This is a genomic window from Streptomyces sp. NBC_01142, from assembly GCF_026341125.1.
In the GTDB taxonomy this organism is placed as follows: domain Bacteria; phylum Actinomycetota; class Actinomycetes; order Streptomycetales; family Streptomycetaceae; genus Streptomyces.
The window spans coordinates 1,221,197-1,239,516 of record NZ_JAPEOR010000002.1; the positions used below are offsets into that span (position 1 = coordinate 1,221,197).

Annotated in this window: 20 protein-coding genes and 1 other RNA gene; 12 read left to right on the forward strand and 9 right to left on the reverse strand. The window is 70.6% G+C overall.

Annotated elements, in window-relative coordinates:
• Nucleotides 1-486: 486 nt before the first annotated feature.
• Both hemC and OG883_RS22930 read left to right on the forward strand, forming a co-directional pair.
• Nucleotides 487-1,422: a hydroxymethylbilane synthase gene (gene hemC / locus OG883_RS22925; RefSeq protein ID WP_266543932.1), complete on the forward strand. Its 936-nt coding sequence runs from the start codon at nucleotides 487-489 to the stop codon at nucleotides 1,420-1,422.
• 200 nt (nucleotides 1,423-1,622) lie between these two features.
• Nucleotides 1,623-2,165, forward strand: a complete 543-nt coding sequence (locus OG883_RS22930) for a hypothetical protein (protein ID WP_266543935.1) — start codon at nucleotides 1,623-1,625, stop codon at nucleotides 2,163-2,165.
• Between the two features lie 358 nt (nucleotides 2,166-2,523).
• Here the strand turns inward: OG883_RS22930 and OG883_RS22935 are convergent, their stop codons facing one another.
• Nucleotides 2,524-2,877, reverse strand: a complete 354-nt coding sequence (locus OG883_RS22935) for a hypothetical protein (protein WP_266543938.1) — start codon at nucleotides 2,875-2,877, stop codon at nucleotides 2,524-2,526.
• A 16-nt stretch (nucleotides 2,878-2,893) separates the two neighbouring features.
• A complete protein-coding gene (locus tag OG883_RS22940; protein WP_266543941.1) occupies nucleotides 2,894-4,147 on the reverse strand; it encodes a helix-turn-helix transcriptional regulator in 1,254 nt (417 codons plus the stop codon).
• A 238-nt stretch (nucleotides 4,148-4,385) separates the two neighbouring features.
• Here OG883_RS22940 and OG883_RS22945 point away from each other — a divergent pair, with 238 nt between their 5' ends.
• The 6 genes from OG883_RS22945 (at nucleotide 4,386) to OG883_RS22970 (ending at nucleotide 7,568) form a co-directional block, all read left to right on the forward strand.
• Nucleotides 4,386-4,553: a hypothetical protein gene (locus tag OG883_RS22945; RefSeq protein WP_266543944.1), complete on the forward strand. Its 168-nt coding sequence runs from the start codon at nucleotides 4,386-4,388 to the stop codon at nucleotides 4,551-4,553.
• The gene (locus OG883_RS22950; protein ID WP_266543947.1) at nucleotides 4,550-4,756 is read left to right on the forward strand and encodes a hypothetical protein; all 207 of its coding nucleotides are present in this window, start codon (nucleotides 4,550-4,552) and stop codon (nucleotides 4,754-4,756) included. The genes OG883_RS22945 and OG883_RS22950 overlap by 4 nt, the downstream gene beginning before the upstream one ends.
• A gap of 83 nt (nucleotides 4,757-4,839) precedes the next feature.
• Entirely contained in the window at nucleotides 4,840-5,100 is a 261-nt protein-coding gene (gene tgmA, locus OG883_RS22955) for a putative ATP-grasp-modified RiPP (protein ID WP_266543949.1), read from the forward strand.
• 5 nt (nucleotides 5,101-5,105) lie between these two features.
• Complete coding sequence (gene tgmB / locus OG883_RS22960; RefSeq protein WP_266543952.1) at nucleotides 5,106-6,065, forward strand: ATP-grasp ribosomal peptide maturase; 960 nt, start codon at nucleotides 5,106-5,108, stop codon at nucleotides 6,063-6,065.
• Nucleotides 6,062-7,225 (forward strand): ATP-grasp peptide maturase system methyltransferase, encoded by a 1,164-nt coding sequence (gene tgmC / locus OG883_RS22965; protein ID WP_266543953.1) that lies wholly within the window; start codon nucleotides 6,062-6,064, stop codon nucleotides 7,223-7,225. Before tgmB ends, tgmC begins: the two co-directional genes overlap by 4 nt.
• A gap of 46 nt (nucleotides 7,226-7,271) precedes the next feature.
• Nucleotides 7,272-7,568 (forward strand): DUF6087 family protein, encoded by a 297-nt coding sequence (locus OG883_RS22970; RefSeq protein WP_266543956.1) that lies wholly within the window; start codon nucleotides 7,272-7,274, stop codon nucleotides 7,566-7,568.
• Between the two features lie 307 nt (nucleotides 7,569-7,875).
• Here the strand turns inward: OG883_RS22970 and OG883_RS22975 are convergent, their stop codons facing one another.
• From OG883_RS22975 to OG883_RS22985, 3 genes are all read right to left on the reverse strand, one after another.
• Nucleotides 7,876-9,120, reverse strand: a complete 1,245-nt coding sequence (locus tag OG883_RS22975) for an IS110 family transposase (protein WP_266533284.1) — start codon at nucleotides 9,118-9,120, stop codon at nucleotides 7,876-7,878.
• Between the two features lie 335 nt (nucleotides 9,121-9,455).
• Nucleotides 9,456-9,868: RNase P RNA component class A (gene rnpB / locus OG883_RS22980), an RNA gene on the reverse strand.
• Nucleotides 9,869-9,886: 18 nt separating this feature from the next.
• Nucleotides 9,887-10,414, reverse strand: coding sequence for a TetR/AcrR family transcriptional regulator (locus tag OG883_RS22985; RefSeq protein WP_266543959.1), 528 nt, complete (start codon nucleotides 10,412-10,414; stop codon nucleotides 9,887-9,889).
• A gap of 169 nt (nucleotides 10,415-10,583) precedes the next feature.
• On the opposite strand from OG883_RS22985, the gene OG883_RS22990 reads away from it, so the two are divergent.
• Entirely contained in the window at nucleotides 10,584-11,357 is a 774-nt protein-coding gene (locus OG883_RS22990; protein WP_266543962.1) for a MerR family transcriptional regulator, read from the forward strand.
• The gene (locus OG883_RS22995) at nucleotides 11,354-12,223 is read left to right on the forward strand and encodes a hypothetical protein (protein WP_266543965.1); all 870 of its coding nucleotides are present in this window, start codon (nucleotides 11,354-11,356) and stop codon (nucleotides 12,221-12,223) included. The genes OG883_RS22990 and OG883_RS22995 overlap by 4 nt, the downstream gene beginning before the upstream one ends.
• On the opposite strand, the gene OG883_RS23000 is transcribed toward OG883_RS22995, so the two are convergent.
• On the reverse strand, nucleotides 12,174-13,616 hold the full coding sequence (locus tag OG883_RS23000) for an RNB domain-containing ribonuclease (protein ID WP_266543967.1): 1,443 nt from the start codon (nucleotides 13,614-13,616) through the stop codon (nucleotides 12,174-12,176). The two genes, OG883_RS22995 and OG883_RS23000, sit on opposite strands and share 50 nt — an antisense overlap.
• Before the next feature lie 101 nt (nucleotides 13,617-13,717).
• On the opposite strand from OG883_RS23000, the gene yaaA reads away from it, so the two are divergent.
• Both yaaA and eda read left to right on the forward strand, forming a co-directional pair.
• Nucleotides 13,718-14,524: a peroxide stress protein YaaA gene (gene yaaA, locus OG883_RS23005; protein WP_266543969.1), complete on the forward strand. Its 807-nt coding sequence runs from the start codon at nucleotides 13,718-13,720 to the stop codon at nucleotides 14,522-14,524.
• A gap of 174 nt (nucleotides 14,525-14,698) precedes the next feature.
• Entirely contained in the window at nucleotides 14,699-15,316 is a 618-nt protein-coding gene (gene eda, locus OG883_RS23010) for a bifunctional 4-hydroxy-2-oxoglutarate aldolase/2-dehydro-3-deoxy-phosphogluconate aldolase (RefSeq protein ID WP_266549351.1), read from the forward strand.
• 19 nt (nucleotides 15,317-15,335) lie between these two features.
• On the opposite strand, the gene OG883_RS23015 is transcribed toward eda, so the two are convergent.
• Genes OG883_RS23015 through OG883_RS23025 form a run of 3 tightly spaced genes read right to left on the reverse strand, consistent with a single transcriptional unit; the run spans nucleotide 15,336 to nucleotide 18,132 of the window.
• Entirely contained in the window at nucleotides 15,336-16,556 is a 1,221-nt protein-coding gene (locus OG883_RS23015) for a bifunctional RNase H/acid phosphatase (protein WP_266543971.1), read from the reverse strand.
• Nucleotides 16,556-17,299, reverse strand: coding sequence for a zinc ribbon domain-containing protein (locus OG883_RS23020; protein WP_266549354.1), 744 nt, complete (start codon nucleotides 17,297-17,299; stop codon nucleotides 16,556-16,558). Before OG883_RS23020 ends, OG883_RS23015 begins: the two co-directional genes overlap by 1 nt.
• Nucleotides 17,296-18,132: a Nif3-like dinuclear metal center hexameric protein gene (locus OG883_RS23025; protein ID WP_266543974.1), complete on the reverse strand. Its 837-nt coding sequence runs from the start codon at nucleotides 18,130-18,132 to the stop codon at nucleotides 17,296-17,298. The genes OG883_RS23020 and OG883_RS23025 overlap by 4 nt, the downstream gene beginning before the upstream one ends.
• Nucleotides 18,133-18,320: the final 188 nt, after the last annotated feature.

An 18,320-nucleotide genomic window follows, 5' to 3' on the forward strand; every position in this document is an offset into this window, starting at 1 on the left:
GGCCGACTGCACGCGCGGCTCGACGCGGAGAGCGACTGCCGCCCCAACAGGAGACGTTGTTGCGGATGTTGAAGCTTTCGGAGGAGGGCGGCGAGGTCGCCCGGACGACCGGTTGCCGGGCCGACCGACGACGGGCCCCTCACTCGTCCGGCGTCCCGCACACGGGCGACACCACCGGCAGTACCGGCAATGGGCAGGCCGAGGGGGGGACGAAGGAGACGGGGAGCCGGCGCAGGCAGTGCAGGGCTGCCCAAGGCCCCGTACCGCTGCACGGCTGAGGGGCGCCGGGGACCAACGCACCCGCCCATGAGCCTCAGTGAACCCCCGTCAGTCAAGTCGGCGCCGCCGGGGATTCGCCGACGACCTCGCGCCGCCTACAGCAGCCCTCGCTTTTCACTCGCGTGCGCGAGCTGCCGACCAGGGATGTTCCACCGCCGCGGAGTTCAGACCCCAGGGAGCGGTATCGGACGCTCTATGGTGGACGGTATGTCCGCCCCCGAGCTGATCCGCATCGTCTCCCGCTCCTCCCCCATGGCCCTGGCCCAGGTGGAGCGGGTACGCGCCGAGCTGACCGCGCTCCACCCCGGCATCCGTACGGAGGTCGTGCCCGTCACCACCTCCGGGGACCGGTGGATGGGCGATCTCGCGAAGCTGGGCGGGAAGGGCGCGTTCACCAAGGAAGTCGACGCCGCCCTGATCGCCGGAGAGGCCGATCTGGCGGTGCACTGCGTCAAGGACGTACCCGCGGACCGACCGCTTCCGGCCGGCACGACCTTCGCCGCCTTCCTCAAGCGCGACGACATCCGTGACGCGCTGGTGCACCCCGGCGGACTGACGCTGGACGGGCTGCCCGCCGGTACACGCATCGGGACGTCCTCGGTCCGCAGGATCGCGCAACTCGCCGCGTCGCACCCGCACCTGGAATGCGTACCGATGCGCGGGAACGCGAACCGGCGCCTGGAGAAGCTGGCGGCGGGCGAGGCGGACGCGCTGCTTCTGGCGGTGTCCGGTCTTGAGCGCATCGACCGCGCCGACGTGATCAGCGAGATCCTCCCGGTGGAGACGATGTGCCCGCCGATCGGCGCGGGGATCCTCGCCCTCCAGTGCCGCGAGGCCGACGCGTCCACCATCGACGTCGTCAGTGGCCTCGGCGACCCCGCCGCCTTCCGGGAGGCCACCGCCGAGCGGATGTTCCTCCACGTACTGCAAGGACACTGCAACTCACCCATCGCCGGGTTCGCGGTGGCCGAACGCAGTGGTGATCTCTCGCTCCGTGCCCGCGTCTTCACCCCCGACGGCAAGACGGTGCTGAACGCACACGAGTGGGCGGGCCCGCTCGATCCGGCAACTCTCGGCACGTCGGTGGCCGTCGCACTGCTGCGTCAGGGCGCCCGCGAACTGATCGACAGCATCGCGCACTGAGCGTCAGGTTCGGCCGCTCTTCAGCGCCGACGACACGGACGGCGTTCGTCGACAGAATCAGGTAGCCGACAACGCGTGATCATGGCGTGGTGCGCGGAGCCCTGTTCTGGCGAAGGAAACCTCTGAACTCAGGTCGCCAGACCGGCCCCGCCCCGGAAAACGGGTGGAGCGGCGGGCCGGGGCCGTGCACGATCCTCAGCATGACCGGGCACGGGCAGTACGAGCATGTCTTCGCACCCCTGCGCGGCGCGCGGGCCCGGGACGTCCGCGTCCCCGGCCTCATCGACCGCGACGACCCGGTGCCGCGCTTCACCCCCATGGGCTGCACCGTCTACCTCGTCCTCGACGAGGGGTATCTCCGCGTGGACTGCCTCGGCGGCCACGGACAGCTCGCCTTCCGGCCGGTGTCCGAGCCGACACCTTCTTCCCACTGGGATCTCACCGAGGACGAGTTCGCTGTCGGCGACTACGGATCACACTTCCTCGGCGACGACAGCCAACTCGCCGCCGTCACCCAGGTCCGGTACGCCCTCAACAACGAGTCCGACCGGGCGGCCGGCACGGTCCGGGCGGCCGAGATCCGGTTCCAGTACGGCGGCGTGCTCTTCCTCGACCCCATGTACCACTGGGGCATCCGGCTCCAGGGCGCAGGGGCCTACGAGCGCTGGCTGGCCCGGGAGCGGGAGGACACGCATACGCGTGCCGTCTTCGGCCTGCTCGAAGAGCATGTCTGGATCCCCTAGTGCCCCGAGTCGGAGATCCGCCGCTGGTTCGCCGGGCGGGCGCGGTGGGACGGTGGGCGGCTGTGACCAGGCCCCGTACCGGCCATCGTTCCTGCCGTCCGCCTTCGACGGCGCCTCCGTTTCACGCAGACGAGCGAACGCCTGCCGGCGGTCCTTCACCGTCGCCGAATCCGGCGACGGGACCAAGGTCAGAGGACCAGCAGGCAGACGAGTCGGGCTGTACGCCGGGGAGAGTCGCTACACCGCTATGACCTGCGCAAACGCAAATGGAGGACGCTTGCGTGGCTACCTTGATGGCTACGTAGGCCGACGCCCCGCCCGGGAGCGCTCCGGACGGGGGCTTCATCATCCTCGGAGTTCAGACGGTCTGCTCGATGTGCTCGAAGATGTCCGAGTCCGTCTCCTGCTGCCAGGCCGGAAGGTCGGCCCAGTCGGCGACGTATCCGGGCTTCGGGTCCTCGAAGTGCTTGAACATCTGGACGGTCCAGCAGATCGCCACGAAGCGGCCCTTCTGCTCGCGGGTGAGCCGTGTGGCGTGCCCTTCGCTGACCTTGATGAAGTCGCGAACCTGGCCGTACACGGCCGCGGCAGCCTCGCGCTCCCACTCGGGAGTCTCGTCCCACGGCGTGACGTAGCCGGGCTTCGGTTCACCGGGGTAGTGCTTGGTCACACCGGCGATCCACGCCTCGCGGAAGATCCGACCGTCACTCATGCACGTGTCCCTCTCGTCATACGCTGCGCGAAAGCGCCGCGATTCGGTGATCCAGATCCGAGACTCGGCCATCGGACATGAGCGGGGCAAGACGCCCTCGAAGTCCGTCCAACTTCTTGCCGATGAATCCCGAGTTCGACCGGTCGGCCAAACTGAGCACTGTCTCCGCGTAGTGCACGACCTGGTCGACGTCGCCCCGGTGGACCCCAAGAACGGCAAGGTCGCTCAAGACGGCGGCACGGCGACGCAGCGACAGAGGTTGGGCGAGGGCTGCGGTGAGGCCCTCTTCCGCGAGATCGGGACGGCCGAGCTGGAGGTAGCAGGCTCCTCGTTCCTCGGGGAGGCGGGCGCCGTCGAAGCGGAGCCAGCCGCCGTTGTGGAAATTGCCGTCGAGGGAGTGCACCTTCTCGGCTTCGTCGAGGGCCCGGGTGCAGGCGTCGATGTCGCCCATGGCCGCGTACGCCTGGGCCTGGACGGCGGCGACCCAGTGGCGGGTGGACAGGGCGCTGTCGCCCCGTTGGGCGATCCGGGAGGCTACCGCCAGCAGGGGCTGGGCAGCGGGCGCGCGCCGTGCGTACAGCTCGACGTAGGCGTGGCGAGTCATGGCACAAGCCCAGAGGTCATGGTCACCACCGGCATGAGCCGCGTTGGCGGCCAACGTGTAGCACTGGGCGGCGTCGGTGTACCGGTTGGCGTCGAAGAAGAGCTCACCGGCCAGCTGGTAGAGGTCGGCCGTCATTGTGCACAGCCGGCCCCGGTCCGCTGAGGTGCGTGCCTCGGCCAGGCCCTTCGTCAGGGCGTCGAGCTGCCTGCGGACCGCCGGAAAGGCGGCCCGTTTGGAGTCAGAGAGGGTGAAGACCTGCCACAGACTGCGGTGCAGCTCTTCCCCTGTCACCAGGAGCGCCGCCGCCGTGTGTCCTCGGGGGGCCTCGTCCGAACCGGGCAGGGTGACGAGCGCGCCTGTGACGGCGAGCAGGCCCAGGACATCGCGGCGCTTCATATCGTCATCCTCACCGTGGAGGAGGGTTGAGGTGTCAGGGAGCACGGCCGTTTCGACCGGCGGTTCTTCGACGAGCAGCCCTTCCAGCTCGGAGAGGGTGACTCCTAACAGGCTGGCGATCTTGGGCCGTTGGTGCGGTTGTGGTGTGGCACGGCCACCCTCCCAGCGGATCACGGTGGATGCGGCCACCGCGAGGGCTTCGGCGAATTCCTCCTGAGAGTACCCCTGTGCCACCCGCCGCTCGGCAAGGCGCCCACGCCTCAACGCCATTGATCTCCCCTCACGAAGAGCACCCTCCTCATCCACACACTCGCAACACCCGCTGCCCGGAAAACGCCTGGGACATGCGCGGGGTCCGCTCTGGGAGACGGTAACGGATAGTCGTTCACTGGTCACACGCCGCTCGGAGGTCCAAGGACCCCTCGGACGGCTCCCCCGAGGCAGCGGGCCGCGCCGTGTCCCGTCCAAACTGCGGCCCGCTGCTGCCCCGTCCGAGAGGAGCGACCGCGTGACGACCTCCGAACTGCCCCGAAGAAACCCTGGCACCAGCGGCCGTACGTACACGCCGCCGGAGCCCCAGCCGGGTGCACCGAGCCGGGCTCTGCGGGTGCGGGCGGCCGACGGCTGGGAGAGGTTCATGCGGCGCGTCGAGGCCCAGCAGGAGCCGAAGACGTGAACCCGGTCGGCCCCGACGGCTGCGAGCAGCACCCACTCCTGAACACGAACGTCCGCGACATCGCCTCGCGCGGGGAGGGTGTTCTCGTCGCCGTCACGCACGAGCTCCACAGCCACGGCACGGTCCGGGTCGCGCACATCCGGCCCGAGAGAGGCGTCGAGTGGACGACCTCAGCCGACAACATCCAGGCCGCTCTCCTTTGAGGCGGTGCCCGCAGATCGCCGTTGGCACCCTGCCTGGCGCGAACGGTTTCCCGCACCACTCCCCCTTCAACCCAAGGAGTCCCATGACCACCTCCGTCGCACTCTCTTTCCCCACGCGACCGTGGGGCGCGGGCCGACTCACGCCCTACCCGACCACCATCCGCCGACCCCACGCCACGGTCGCCGTCGACCCCACGACGCAGCTCGGGGTGTTCCGCGACCACGACGGGCAGGTGGTCGAGATGGGCAAGCACGGCACCAGCTCCGGCACCGAGACCTCCACGACGACGAACTCGGACTCCAAAAACGACCAGGGCCACGACCAGGACAGCAACCAGGACTGATGACCATGCCCGAGAAGAGGCCGGTTCTGGTGGCCACCGAGGCGGACGACATCACCGCCGACATGGTGATCACCGAACTCAACCGGCGCGATGTGCCGGTGGTCCGGTTCAACCCCGCCGACATCGGCGAGAACCTCACGGTCTCGGCTCGGTTCGGCACCTGCCCGGCCCCTGTGGTCGGGCAGGTGCGCACCTCGTCGAGAACCGCAGGCCTGACCCGCGTCCGATCGGTGTACTGGCGCCGCCCGGAGTGGCCGTCATTCCCCAACCTGTCCCCGGACGACTCCCGCTTCGCTGCGGCGCAGGTCCGCTACGGGCTTGGGGGCACGCTCTACGCCCTGGACGGCCCGCTCTGGGTCAACCACCCGTTGCGCATCACCGCGGCTGACTTCAAACCCGTTCAGCTCGCCCTCGCCCAGCAGCTCGGCTTCACCGTCCCGCCCACCCTCGTCACCAACGACCCGGCCGAGGCACGCGAGTTCATCCGCATCCAAGGAGACGCGATCTTCAAGACGCTACGGTGGACCCCCTATACGCGTGACGGCGTGCCGGTGACCGGATGGGCCGATCCCGTCACGGCCGACGAGATCGACGACAGCGTTCGCATCACTCCCCACCTGTTTCAGGCCCGCGTGGACAAGGTCGCCGACCTCCGCGTCCTGATCGTGGGGCGGCACACGTTCGCCGTGCGCATCGACTCCGAACTGCTGGACTGGCGCAAGGACTACAGCGCCCTGACATACACCGTGGAGTACCTTCCCGACCAGGTGGACAAGGCACTGCACTCCTACCTGGACCGACTGGAGCTGGCATCAGGAAGCTTCGACCTCGCGGTGGACCGGACGGGAAACTACTGGTGGCTGGAGCTGAACCCCAACGGGCAATGGGGATGGCTGGAGACGGAGACCGGCCTCCCGATGTCCGCCGCCTTCGCCGACCTACTCGTGCAAGAAGACTGCCGATGACCGACCCGGCATCCGAGCGGCGCCGCATGGCGGCCGTGCTTTCGAACAAGGGCGTCCTGAAGTCCCCCTGGCTGCGCGGGGCCGTCGAAGCCGTCCCCCGCGAGCAGTTCCTCCATCCCGGAGTCTTCCTCGACGAGGGGCGGACCTGGCGTCCCGTCACCGCGCTCGGCACCGACCCGGACGATTGGCTCAAGATCGCCTACAGCGTCGACACCTTGACCACCCAGCTCGACGGCCACCTCACCGCCGACCAGACCGGCGAACCCGTCGCGGGCGTGCCCACGTCGTCCTCCACCGACCCGACCACCGTCGTCGGCATGATCGAAGCCCTGGACCTCACGGCGGACCACCGCGTCCTGGAGATCGGCACGGGCACCGGATACTCCACGGCCCTGATGTGCCACTACCTCGGCGAGGACAACGTCACCACGGTCGAGGTCGACCCGCAGGTGGCGGCACGCGCCGATGCCGCCCTGGAGACCGCCGGCCACTCCACTTGGACGGTGACGGGCGACGGGCTTCTGGGCCATCCTCACCGGGCGCCGTACGACCGGGTCATCGCCACCTGCGCGGTGCGTCGCATCCCGTACACGTGGATCAGGCAGACGAAGCCCGGCGGCCTCGTCCTCGCCACGGTCGGCTCCTGGCCGTGGGGAACCGGCCTCGCGAAGCTCACCGTCGGCGAAGACGGCACCGCCGAGGGCACGATCATCGGACGCTCCTCTTTCATGCAGGCGCGCGCCCAGGCGGTGACCCCCGTGGCGGGCGACCTCTCCGCCCGAACCGCGTACGCGGACAGCGAGCGGACCGCGCTGGTGTCCCCTCTCGCCCTGGACGAGTGGATGCCTGCCTTCCTCGCACAGCTCGCCGCACCCGGTGCGCAGTTCGTGTGCGCCGCCCGCAGCGACGGCTCACCCTTGCGGTACCTGTTCGATCCTGAGCGGGAGTCGTTCGCCGAGTTCCTCGCCGACGGCGAGAGTTGGACCGTCCGCCAGGGCGGCCCCGTGGCCCTCTGGGACGATGTCGAGCGCGCCCTCGTCGCCTGGCAGGACAACGGCAGTCCAGGTATCGAGGCTGTGCGGCTCCGCGTCACCGACAGATCGCACCTGTACTGGATCGACAGCGGCCCGTTACTGCGCTGGGAGCATCGGCTCGCCTGAACCGCTACCCTCCGACGAAGCCGCCTCCCAGCTCGTAGGAAGCACGATGGACGACGAACCGCTGTCGCAGTGGGCCGATCGACGTGACACGAAGATCGGACGGTTCCGTGCCGTGCCTCTCGTCACCGGCGACAGCCCGCAGGGATCCCATCTGAACCCTGACGCGCCACGGGCGATCCAGCGGTGGAACGGACACATGTGGGAGCCCTACGGCTTCGCGGTGAATCTCGCGGCGGCGAGACGCATCTTGTTCCCCAACCCCGAGGTCACCCAGGTCTCGGGGCCGGCACCGAAGCTCGGCCCCGGGACCGGCAGACACCGCAAGCCTCAGGCGCCGCAATAGCTCCGGCGAGGGCTTCAATCCCGACTCAGAGGGCCCCTGACTGGCCAGACACGTGGCCAGGGACCCTTCCCCGGCTTACTCCCCGGCCCCGCCGACGCCCACCTCCGGCCCCGCGAGGCATGGCTGCTTTCGTGGCTACGGCGTAGTGCGCGGTCCCGTTTGAACAGGTGCGGACCGGGGCCAGCGAGGCCCGCCCATACGCGAAAAGAGGACCTCTGACGCGTAAATAGCAGCAGGTCAGGGTGGGTGTGGGCAGGACTGGGTGCCCGGTGGCCGTGGAGGGCTGCCGGGTGTTCGGGGCTGTCGGTCAGGCTGCGTTCTCCCTCGGGTTGAGGGTGACGGTGTAGCCGAGCTGGTTGAGCTGGGTGATGGCTCGGCGGGTGGCGCGTTCGGGGTCGCGTTGGGTGAAGTAGGTGCCGCCGAGTTCCTGGTAGGCGACGTTGTCGGTGAGCATGTGCCAGATCGCGGTGATGATCGAGTGCTCGACGGCGACCAGTGCCCGGAGCGGGCCGCGGCGGGCGGTCAGCCGCTTGTAACGGGCCTGCAGGTAGGTGTCCTTGGTTCTCACAGCGCCGAATGCCGCGAGGCCGAGGGCGCCTTTGAGATAGGGGTTGCCGGGCCGGACCTTCGTGTTCTTGGTACGGCCGGCGGACTCGTGGTGGCCGGGGCAGACCCCGGCCCAGGACGCGAGGTGTTTGGCGGAGGCGAACCGGGTCATGTCCCCGCCGGTCTCCGCGATGATCACTTCGGCGGTGGCCTGGTTGATGCCGGGGATGGTGTCGAGGAGGTCGAGGGCGCCACGAAAGGGGGCCATCGCCTCCTCGATGCGTCCGGTGAGCTGGTCGATCATCGTGGTGAGCTGGTCGTACTGATCCAGATACAGTCGGGCCAGGAACGCGTGGTGCTCGCGGAACCGTCCGGTCAGGGCCTCGGTGAGTTCGGGGATCTTGTTGCGGAGCTTGCGTTTGGCCAGGTCCGCGAGGACCCGCGGGTCGGCTTCGCCGCGGATGAGGGCTTCGAGCATGGCCCGGCCGGAGACGCCCATGATGTCGGAGGCGACCGCGGAGAGTTTGATGCCGGTGTCCTCCAGGAGTTTCTCCAGCCGCTGGACCACACGGCCGCGTTCACGGGTGGCGGTGGTCCGGGCCCGGGTCAGGTCGCGCAGTTCGCGGACCGGCTCGGGCGGCACGAAGGAGGGCCTGACCAGGCCGTGGGCGCCGAGCTGGGCCAGCCAGGCCGCGTCCGAGACGTCCGTCTTGCGGCCGGGTAGGTTCTTGACCTGCCGCGCGTTGACCAGGACCACGTCCAGGCCCTCGGTCAGCACGTAGTAGAAGGGCTTCCAGTAGTCACTGGTCGCCTCGATCACTACCAGCGTCACCTGTGCGGCGAGCAGATGGTCCCGCAGATCCAGGACCGCGTTCGTCGTTGATCCCCACGTCGTGGTCTCGGTCGTGAAGGACCCCCGCCGCTTCGTACTCGGGGTGCGGACGCAGACCTTGGCGTCCTTCTTGCTGATGTCGAGGCCGGCGCAGCGTTCGTGCAGTACGTCCACGGCCTTGCTCCCTCCCTGGCGGACGGACCCGTCGTACGCCGTTCCGGGAGGACCAGGGTGGATCAGGAATTCTGACGCACGTGCTTCGCAGCAACACTCCACGGTTCCCGTGGACGGTCCCCAGCACCACGCTGACCTGCGAGCTCACCGGCATCACAGAGGCATCGGTTTCGGCCGGAACGAACCGCTCCAGCATCCCGGACCGGCATCAGCCCACGTCAGGGCAGACAGAAGCACCTCCGGCGCACGCCACGGCATTTACCACGCCCCCGGCGCGCACCGAAGGTGCGCTGGATCGCTGACCTGCATTTGCGCTGGTCAGAAGCTCTAGGCGGCAGACGAGTCGGGCTGTACGCCGGGTTCTGTCGCCCGGTCGCCTCGCGGCGGCCGGGGAGACGGCCATCCATCTAGGACCGGCGTTGCCGCCGGTCTCGTGCGGTCTACCCGCGGACTCGGGCGGGCAGCCCTCTGACGTCCGCGCAGGGCCACCTTTTACAGCGGCCCCTCTTGACCTTGCTCCAAGTGGGGTTTACCTAGCCGCCTGAGTCACCTCAGGCGCTGGTGGTCTCTTACACCACCGTTTCACCCTTACCGAGGCCCGTACGAATACGGTCCCCGGCGGTCTGTTTTCTGTGGCACTGTCCCGCGGGTCACCCCGGGTGGGCGTTACCCACCACCTTGCCCTGTGGAGCCCGGACGTTCCTCGGGGAGATCCAGAAGATCTCCACGCGGCCGTCCGCCCGGCTCGTCTGCCGTGGCGACCATGCTACCTGGCATGCGTGGGCACGAAGCCCGCCGAGCCGGTGGCCCAGGCTGCCTCGAGATCGGTGCCCGGGGGGAAGCGGCCGTTCAGTTCGAGGATGGTCATGCCGTGGGCGAAGGCCCAGGCCGCCCGTGCGGTGTCCACGTTGCCGCCGACCGCGCGGACGAGGGGGGCCGCGGCACGGTCCTCCAGGCCCGGCGGCAGTGCCTCGCGGGCCAGCGGGCGGCCGGTGGCGAGGCGGTAGAGGTGGGGGTGGGCCAGAGCGTAGGTGCGATAGGCGGCGGCCAGCGCCTGGAAGGAGCCGGGAGCCGCCGCCTCCGCGGCCTTCAGCGCCTCGGCGGTCTCATGCAGGGACTCGGCCATCAGGGCGGTCTCGACCGACGACTTGTCGGGGAAGTGCTTGTACAGGGACGGGGCCTTGATGCCGACCCGCTCGGCGAGGCGGCGCATGGTGAGCGCGTCCGGGCCTTCCTGTTCGAGCAGTTCGCGGGCCGCGGCGATGATCTGCTGCGCACGGGTGGGGTCAGGCACGCTGGAAGCCTTCCTTGGAGCGGAGTCCGTAGCCGAAGGCGCGATCGTACGAGATGTGAGCAGGCCGGCCGCGCAGGCCCGCGAGATCGGGGCCCAGCGTCCAGCTAACGTCGTTAGCCGTCAGGGCTCTGCTTGACCTTGTCGCAACGTCAAGGTTTCTACTGAACCCATGAGGATCGGAGAGATCGCCGCACTCGTCGGCGTCACCCCCCGTACCGTCCGCCACTACCACCAGCTCGGTCTCTTCCACGAGCCCGAGCGGCTGCCCAACGGATACCGGGACTACGGACTGCAGCACGCCGTCGTACTCGCCCGCATCCGGCGGCTGACCGAACTCGGACTCGGACTCGCCGAGGTACGGGACGTGCTCGCCGACGATGCCGGCCGCGAGCTGGCCGAGGTGCTGGAGGAACTCGACGCCGACCTGGCGCAGCAGGAGGCCGCCATCGCCGAGCGCCGCGCCCGGCTCGGCGATCTGATGGAACAGGCACGGGAGGGACGGCTGCCGGCCGAGGGACCCGTGTCGCCCGAACTCACCGGGCTCTTCGGGGCGCTCATCCCGAGCGGCTCCCCGATGGCCGCCAAGGACCGGACCCATCTGGCGCTGCTCGACACCATGGTGGAGAAGGAGCAGCGGGAGCGGCTGTACGCGGCGCTGCGTCCGCTCGTCGAGGATCCCGAATTCGCCCGTCGCGTCCACGAGTTGTACGAAAGCCTCGACGACCTTGCCGAAGCGGAGGCCGACGACCCCAGGATCGGGCCGCTCGGCGACTCGCTTGCCGCGAGCGTGCCGGACGAACTGCTCGCGCTGATGGGCGACGGTCTGCACCAGACGGAGAGCTCCTTCGGCGAGGCGTTCCTGGCCGACTTCGCGCCCGCACAGTCGGCCGTGGTCCGACGCATGCTGGCGGCGCTGTCCGCACGCGTACGGGGGCTCCGGTGAAGGCCGCACGACTGGCCGCCTGGGTGGTGCTGCCGGCGGAAATCGCGCTGATCGTCCTCCTGGTCGCGGGAGCCGAGGTGCCGCCCGTCGTCCTTCTCGTCGCCGAAGCGTTCGTCCTCGGCGTGCTCGTACTCGAAACCGTCGTACTGCTGCGGCTGTACGCCTCCTTCCGCCGCACCGGCCGGGGGCGGCGCGAAGCCCTGCGCGCAGCCGTACGCTCCCTGGTGCCGACCACCCTGCGCAGGCTCCTCCTGCATGAGCTGCGGGCGCTGCACAGTCTTGCGCTCTGGGTCGTCCGGCGGCGGCACGGAGTCGGGGCGGGCGCGCACCCGGCGGCGTACACCGGCCCGCAGACCGCGATGATGTACGGGTTCGTCTTCGTCTCGGTGGTCGAGACCGTGGCGCTGGCGGTGGTGATCCCCTGGCCGCTGGTGCACGCGATCACGCTGATCATCGATGTGTACGGCGTGGTGCTGCTGATCGCGATGCAGGCGTCCTGTGTGACGCGGCCCCATGTGGTGGGCGCCGACGGTTCGCTGCGGATTCGCTACGGCGCGCTCTTCGATCTGCGGATACGGCCCGAGGACATCGTCCACGCGCGCGTGGACCGCCGTTTCCCGGACGGGAAGCTGATCCAGCTGCGCGAGGACGGGTCACTGGATCTGGTCGTCGCGGGCCAGACGACCGTGGCAGTCGAGCTGACGGCGCCCGTCGGCTTCGTACGGCCGCTCGGCAGGCACGGGAGCGCGCACACCGTCCGCTTCCACGCCGACGACCCGAAAGCACTCGTCGCCGCCCTCACGCAGGCGGCCGCCCTCACACAGGCGCGAACAGCACCTTCGCCGCCCCCGGGTCGGCCTGCGTGAGCCGCACCCGCAACCGCTCCCCCAGCGGAAGCTCCGTACTGCCGCCCTCGATGCGGCCGATCACCGCCGGGGTCTCCAGCTGGACCGCGCCGACCGTCGGCTCGCCCTCCTTCACATCCACCACGAACCCCTCGAACGTCTCGCCGACCCGCCCCTTCAGCAGCGCGGCCTCGACGATGTCGACGCACTCCCGCTCGACGGTGTTGGCGCGTCTGGAGCCCTCCGCCATCGCCTTGGGCAGCTCCCCGAGCGCGGCGGTCACCCAGTCCGGCGGCTCCTGCCCCGCCACCGCCGCCACGGACAGCTCGCCCGCGTACCGGTCGACGAGCCGCCGCAGCGGGGCGGTGCAGTGGGTGTACTCGTCGGCCACCGCCGCATGGACCGCGGGAGAGGGCAGCTCGCCGCCCGTGAAGGAGGTGTAACCCGCGCCGCGCAGCAGGGTTGTGCACTCCTGGAGGAAGGCGGCGTGGCGGGCGTTGCGGGGGTCGAGGGAGCGGACCAGCCCGGCGTACGAGACGTGGTGCGGCCAGTCGATCCGCAGGGCCTTGGCCGAGCGTCGCAGTCTCGCCACCGCGCCGTCCGGGGCGGTGGGCAGCGTCCGCAGAATGCCGGTGCCCGCCGCCATCATGAGGTCGGCAGCGGCCATCCCCGTCAGCAGGGAGATCTGCGCGTTCCAGCCGTGGGCCGGGAGCGGGGCCCGGAATGCGAGGACGTACGCGCCGTCGCGCTCGACGATCTCCTGCTCGGGGACGTTGAGGGAGATGCCGCCGCGCTCGGTCTCCAGCTGTTCGCGCAGGAGTCCGATGTCCTTGAGCAGTGCCAGGGGCTCCTCGGCCGTGCCGTCGTCGATCTGTTGCTGGGCGCCCTCGTAGTCGAGCCTGGCCCGGCTGCGTACGAGCGCGCGGCGCACCTCGGTCGCGACGGTCCGTCCCTCGGCGTCGAGGTCGATCTGCCACAACAGCGCGGGCACGGTCCGGTCGGGCAGCAGGCTGGCCACGCCTTCGGAGAGCAGGGGCGGGTGGAGCGGGACCTTCTCGTCCGGGAAGTAGAGCGTCTGCACCCGGCGGTGGGCCTCCGCGTCGAGGGCGCCGCCGGGGGTGACGAAGGCCGCGACATCCGCGATGGCGTACTGCACCCGGAAGCCCCCGCCCGGGCGGCGCGCGAGGTGCATCGCCTGGTCCAGGTCGACGGAGGCGGGCGGGTCGATGGTGAAGAACGGGATGTCCGTGGCGTCGCGGTCGGGCAGACGCGGGGCCCTGGCCGCCGACTCAGCCTCCTCGAGGACGTCGGGCGGGAAGCCCTCGGGCACGTCGAGCTTCGTACGCAGCTCACGCAGGGCGGCCCGCAGCGGAGCCTCGGCTGCGCCGGTCATGTGCAGATGGCGGCGGGGCATGGACCGAGCGTATGGCCGGCCGGGACGGTCGGCACCCCGGATCACCGTAGGCTGGCGCGGGGGCCGCACCCCCCGCCCCGTACGTACGAAGGAGATGTGCCGTGCTCGTGCTGTTGCCGCCGTCGGAAGGCAAGGCCGCTTCCGGCCGCGGGGCTCCGCTGAAGCCGGAATCACTGTCGCTGCCGGGGCTGGCCGGGGCGCGCGCCGCGGTGCTGGACGAACTGGTCGAGCTGTGCGCCGCCGACGAGGCGAAGGCGCAGGAGGTACTCGGGCTGAGCGAGGGTCTGCGCGGCGAGATCGCGAAGAACGTGGAGCTGCGGACCGCGGGGACCCGGCCGGCCGGGGAGATCTACACGGGAGTGCTGTACGACGCGCTGGATCTGGCGACGCTGGAGCCCGACGCGCGGCGCCGGGCGCGGCAGTCGCTGCTGGTCTTCTCGGGGCTGTGGGGCGCGGTGCGGGTGGGTGACCGGATTCCTTCGTACCGCTGCTCGATGGGGGTGAAGTTGCCGGGGCTCGGCGCGCTGGGGGCGTACTGGCGCGGGCCGATGGCCTCCGTGCTGCCCGAGGCGGCGGGTGACGGGCTGGTGCTGGACCTGCGGTCCTCGGCGTATACCGGCGCGTGGCGGCCGAAGGGCGAGGTGGCGGGGCGTACGGCGTCGGTGCGGGTGCTGCACTCGCAGACCGATCCGGCGACCGGGGTCGAGAAGCGGTCGGCGGTCAGCCACTTCAACAAGGCGACGAAGGGGCGGCTGGTGCGGGATCTGCTGATGGCGGGTGCGGCGCCGGCGGGGCCTGCTGAGCTGGTGGAGGCGCTGCGGGATCTGGGGTACGTGGTGGAGGCGCAGGCGCCCGCGAAGGCGGGGAAGGCGTGGGCGCTGGATGTGGTGGTCACGCAGATTCACTGACGTTCATCTTCGGGGCGTTGCGCATTGCGCAACGCTCATTGCGTGACGTGCAGGGTGGCGGGCAGGATGGAGGCCATGACCTTCGTGCCCTCTGCGACCTCCGCGCTCTCGTTGGACCGTGCGCCCTCATCGGACCGTGTGCCCTCGTTGGACCGTGCGCAGTCATCGGACCGCGTGCCCTCCGTGCTGGACCTCGCGCCCGTCGTCCCCGTCGTCGTCATCGAGGACGCCACCGATGCGGTGCCGCTCGCACGGGCACTGGTGGCGGGCGGGCTCCCGGCCATCGAGGTGACCCTGCGGACTCCGGCCGCGCTGGACGCGATCCGTGCGATCGCGGACGAGGTGCCGGACGCGGTGATCGGCGCGGGCACGGTGATCTCGTCGGACGGGGTGGACGCGGCGGTGGCGGCAGGGGCGCGGTTCCTGGTCAGCCCCGGATGGACGGACCGGCTGCTGAACGCGATGAAGGCGTCGGGCGTGCCCTTCCTGCCCGGGGTCTCGACGACGTCGGAGGTCGTGGCGCTGCTGGAGCGCGGGGTGAACGAGATGAAGTTCTTCCCGGCGGAGGCGGCGGGCGGCACGCCCTACCTCAGGTCCCTGGCGGGCCCGCTCCCCGGGGCACGCTTCTGCCCGACGGGCGGGATCTCCCTCGCCTCGGCGCCCTCGTACCTGACCCTCGAGAACGTGGGCTGCGTGGGCGGCACATGGATGCTCCCGGCGGACGCGCTCGCGGCCAAGGACTGGGACCGGGTCGAGTCCCTGGCACGCGAGGCGGCGTCGCTGCGCGGCTGAACGGGGGGCAGGAGCCCCGTCAGCGCAGGTGCGACGTGTCGTTCAACAGGCGCAGCGACGCGTTGCCGTCCGCGTAGTACGCCACCGCCGAGAGCGAGGCCGCCGAGAGTTCCATGCGGAACAGCGACTCCGGCGGGGCACCCAGCGCCAGGCGGACCAGAGTTTTGACCGGGGTGACGTGGGTGACCAGCAGAACGGTGCGGCCCGCATAGCGGGCGATCAGTTTGTCGCGGGTCGCCGAGACCCGGCGCGCCACCGTCGCGAAGCTCTCGCCGCCACCCGTCGGGGCCGCCTTCGCGGAGGCGAGCCAGGCCGTCAGGTCGTCGCCGTACCGCTCCTGGACTTCCGCGAACGTCAGGCCCTCCCACGCACCGAAGTCCGTCTCACGCAGGCCGTCCTCGATGCGGACGTCCAGGTTCAGGCGGGCCGCGACGGCCTCCGCGGTCTCGCGGCAGCGCTTCAGCGGGGAGCTGACGATCTCCTCGATCGTGCCGCGCGCCGCCAGGGACGTGGCGACCGCTTCGGCCTGGCGGCGGCCGGTCCCCGACAGTTCGGGGTCACTGCCGCCGCTGCCCGAGAAACGCTTCTCGGGGGTGAGGGCCGTCTCGCCGTGACGCAGGAGGACAAAGGTCGCCGGGGCACCGAGGTCCGCCGAGGCCGCCCAGCCGACCGGCGGGGTGACCGCTTCCTCGGACGCGGGACGGCCCGCCAGCGCCGCGCGTGCCTTCGCCGCGCCCGCCGTCGCGTCGCCCACCACCCGCGCCGCCTCCGCGTCGCGCGCGTCCAGGGCCGCAAGCTCCGCCGTGGAGCGCGAGGGCTCCCACTGCTTGCCCTTCCTGCCCGCGTCCATCGCCTCGTTGGCGAGCCGGTCCGCGTGCTTGTTCTTCTCCCGCGGGATCCACTCGTACCTCACCTGGGAGGGGGGCAGGACCCTCGCCGCCTCCGCCGCCAGCGGCTTCATGTCCGGGTGCTTGATCTTCCAGCGGCCCGACATCTGCTCGACGACGAGCTTGGAGTCCATCCGGACCCGGACGGAAGCCTCGGGGTCGAGGGCCTTCGCCGCCTTCAGCCCCGCCACCAGGCCCTTGTACTCGGCGACATTGTTCGTCGCCACGCCGATGTACTCGGCCGCCTCCGCGAGCGTCTCCCCCGTCCGGGGGTCGAGAACGACCGCGCCGTAACCGGCGGGGCCGGGATTTCCCCGGGAGCCGCCGTCGGCCTCGACGACGAACTCCCGCATTACAGCCCCGACTCAGCGGTACGGATCAGGATGCGGCGGCAGTTCTCGCAGCGCAGCACCGTGTCCGGGGACGCCGCCTTGACGTCGTTCACCTCGGTGATGTTGAGCTCCAGCCGGCAGCCCTCGCAGCGGCGCTGGAAGAGACGGGCCGCGCCCACCCCGCCCTGCTGCACCCGCAGCTTCTCGTACAGCTTGAGCAGGTCGGCCGGTACGGATCCCGCCACGACCTCGCGCTCCTTGGTGACCGACGCGGACTCGCCGTCGATCTCCTCCTGCACGGCGTCCCGGCGCGCGGTCGCGTCGTCGACCTTGGCCTGGACGGAGGAGACCCGCCCGGTCAGCTCGGCGACCCGCTCCTGCGCGGACTCACGGCGCTCCATGACCTCGAGGACGACGTCCTCCAGGTCACCCTGGCGCTTGGCCAGCGAGACGATCTCGCGCTGCAGGCTCTCCAGGTCCTTGGGCGAGGAGACGGCACCGGAGTCGAGGCGCTGCTGGTCGCGTACGGCGCGCTGGCGCACCTGGTCGACGTCCTGCTCCGCCTTGGTCTGCTCGCGGGCGGTGTCGCTCTCCTCGGTCTGCGCGGCGACCAGCAGGTCGCGCAGCTGCGTGAGGTCCTTGGTGAGCGACTCGATCTCGGCGTGCTCGGGCAGCGACTTCCGCTTGTGGGCGAGCTGCGACAGACGTACGTCGAGGGCCTGGACGTCGAGGAGTCGGATCTGGTCGGCGGGCGCGGCGTTCAGTTGGGGGCTCCAGAAGTGTGGTGGGAGGACCAGGGGTCGGTGACCGTGTGCGAGACGTGGACCCGAAGGCCCCAGCCGTGCCGGTCGGAAATCTCGTCGAGCTGGGCGGCGGCCTGCTCGCACCAGGGCCATTCGGTGGCCCAGTGGGCGGCGTCGATCAGCCCCAGCGGTGACTGCTGTACCGCCTCCGACGCCGGGTGGTGGCGCAGGTCGGCGGTGAGGAAGGCGTCCACGCCGGACGCGCGTACGGCGTCGAAGAGGCTGTCGCCGGAACCGCCGCTGACCGCGACCGTACGGACGACGGCGTCGGGGTCGCCCGCGATGCGGATGCCCTGCGCGGTGGCGGGCAGCCGCTCGGCGGCGCGTGCCGCGAATTCCCGCAGCGTGAGCGGGTGGTCGAGCTCGCAGATGCGGCCCAGGCCGAGGCGGCCCTTCGGATCGGCGGGGTCCGGCACGAGGGGGCGTACGACCCGGATGTCCAGGGCGCCCGCGAGGGCGTCGGAGACGCCGGGGTCTGCGGTGTCGGCGTTGGTGTGCGCGACATGCAGGGCGATGTCGTGCTTGATCAGGGTGTGCACGACGCGGCCCTTGAAGTGGGAGGCCGCGACAGTCGTCGTACCGCGCAGATAGAGCGGGTGGTGGGTGACGATCAGCTGGGCACCGAGCGAGATCGCCTCGTCGGCGATCTCCTGGACGGGGTCCACAGCGAACAGGACCCGGGTGATCTCGGCGTCGAGCTCACCGCAGACCGTGCCGACGGCGTCCCACTGCTCGGCCCGCTCGGGGGGCCACAGGGCGTCGAGCGCGGCGAGGACTTCAGACAGACGGGGCACGGGGAAAGGCTACCTTCCGTCCGTGCCCCGCAGGCCCTCGCTCACCTGCCGACTTGCTTCACCGGGCAGCTGCCCGTCCCGGTGCCGCCCCCGTTGCTCGGGGTGCCCGATTTCGGGCACCGGCATCCCCCTGAGCACAATTGCCGCTTTCCTCTCAGGCGAACCCGGACATGGCCACCCTTATGTGT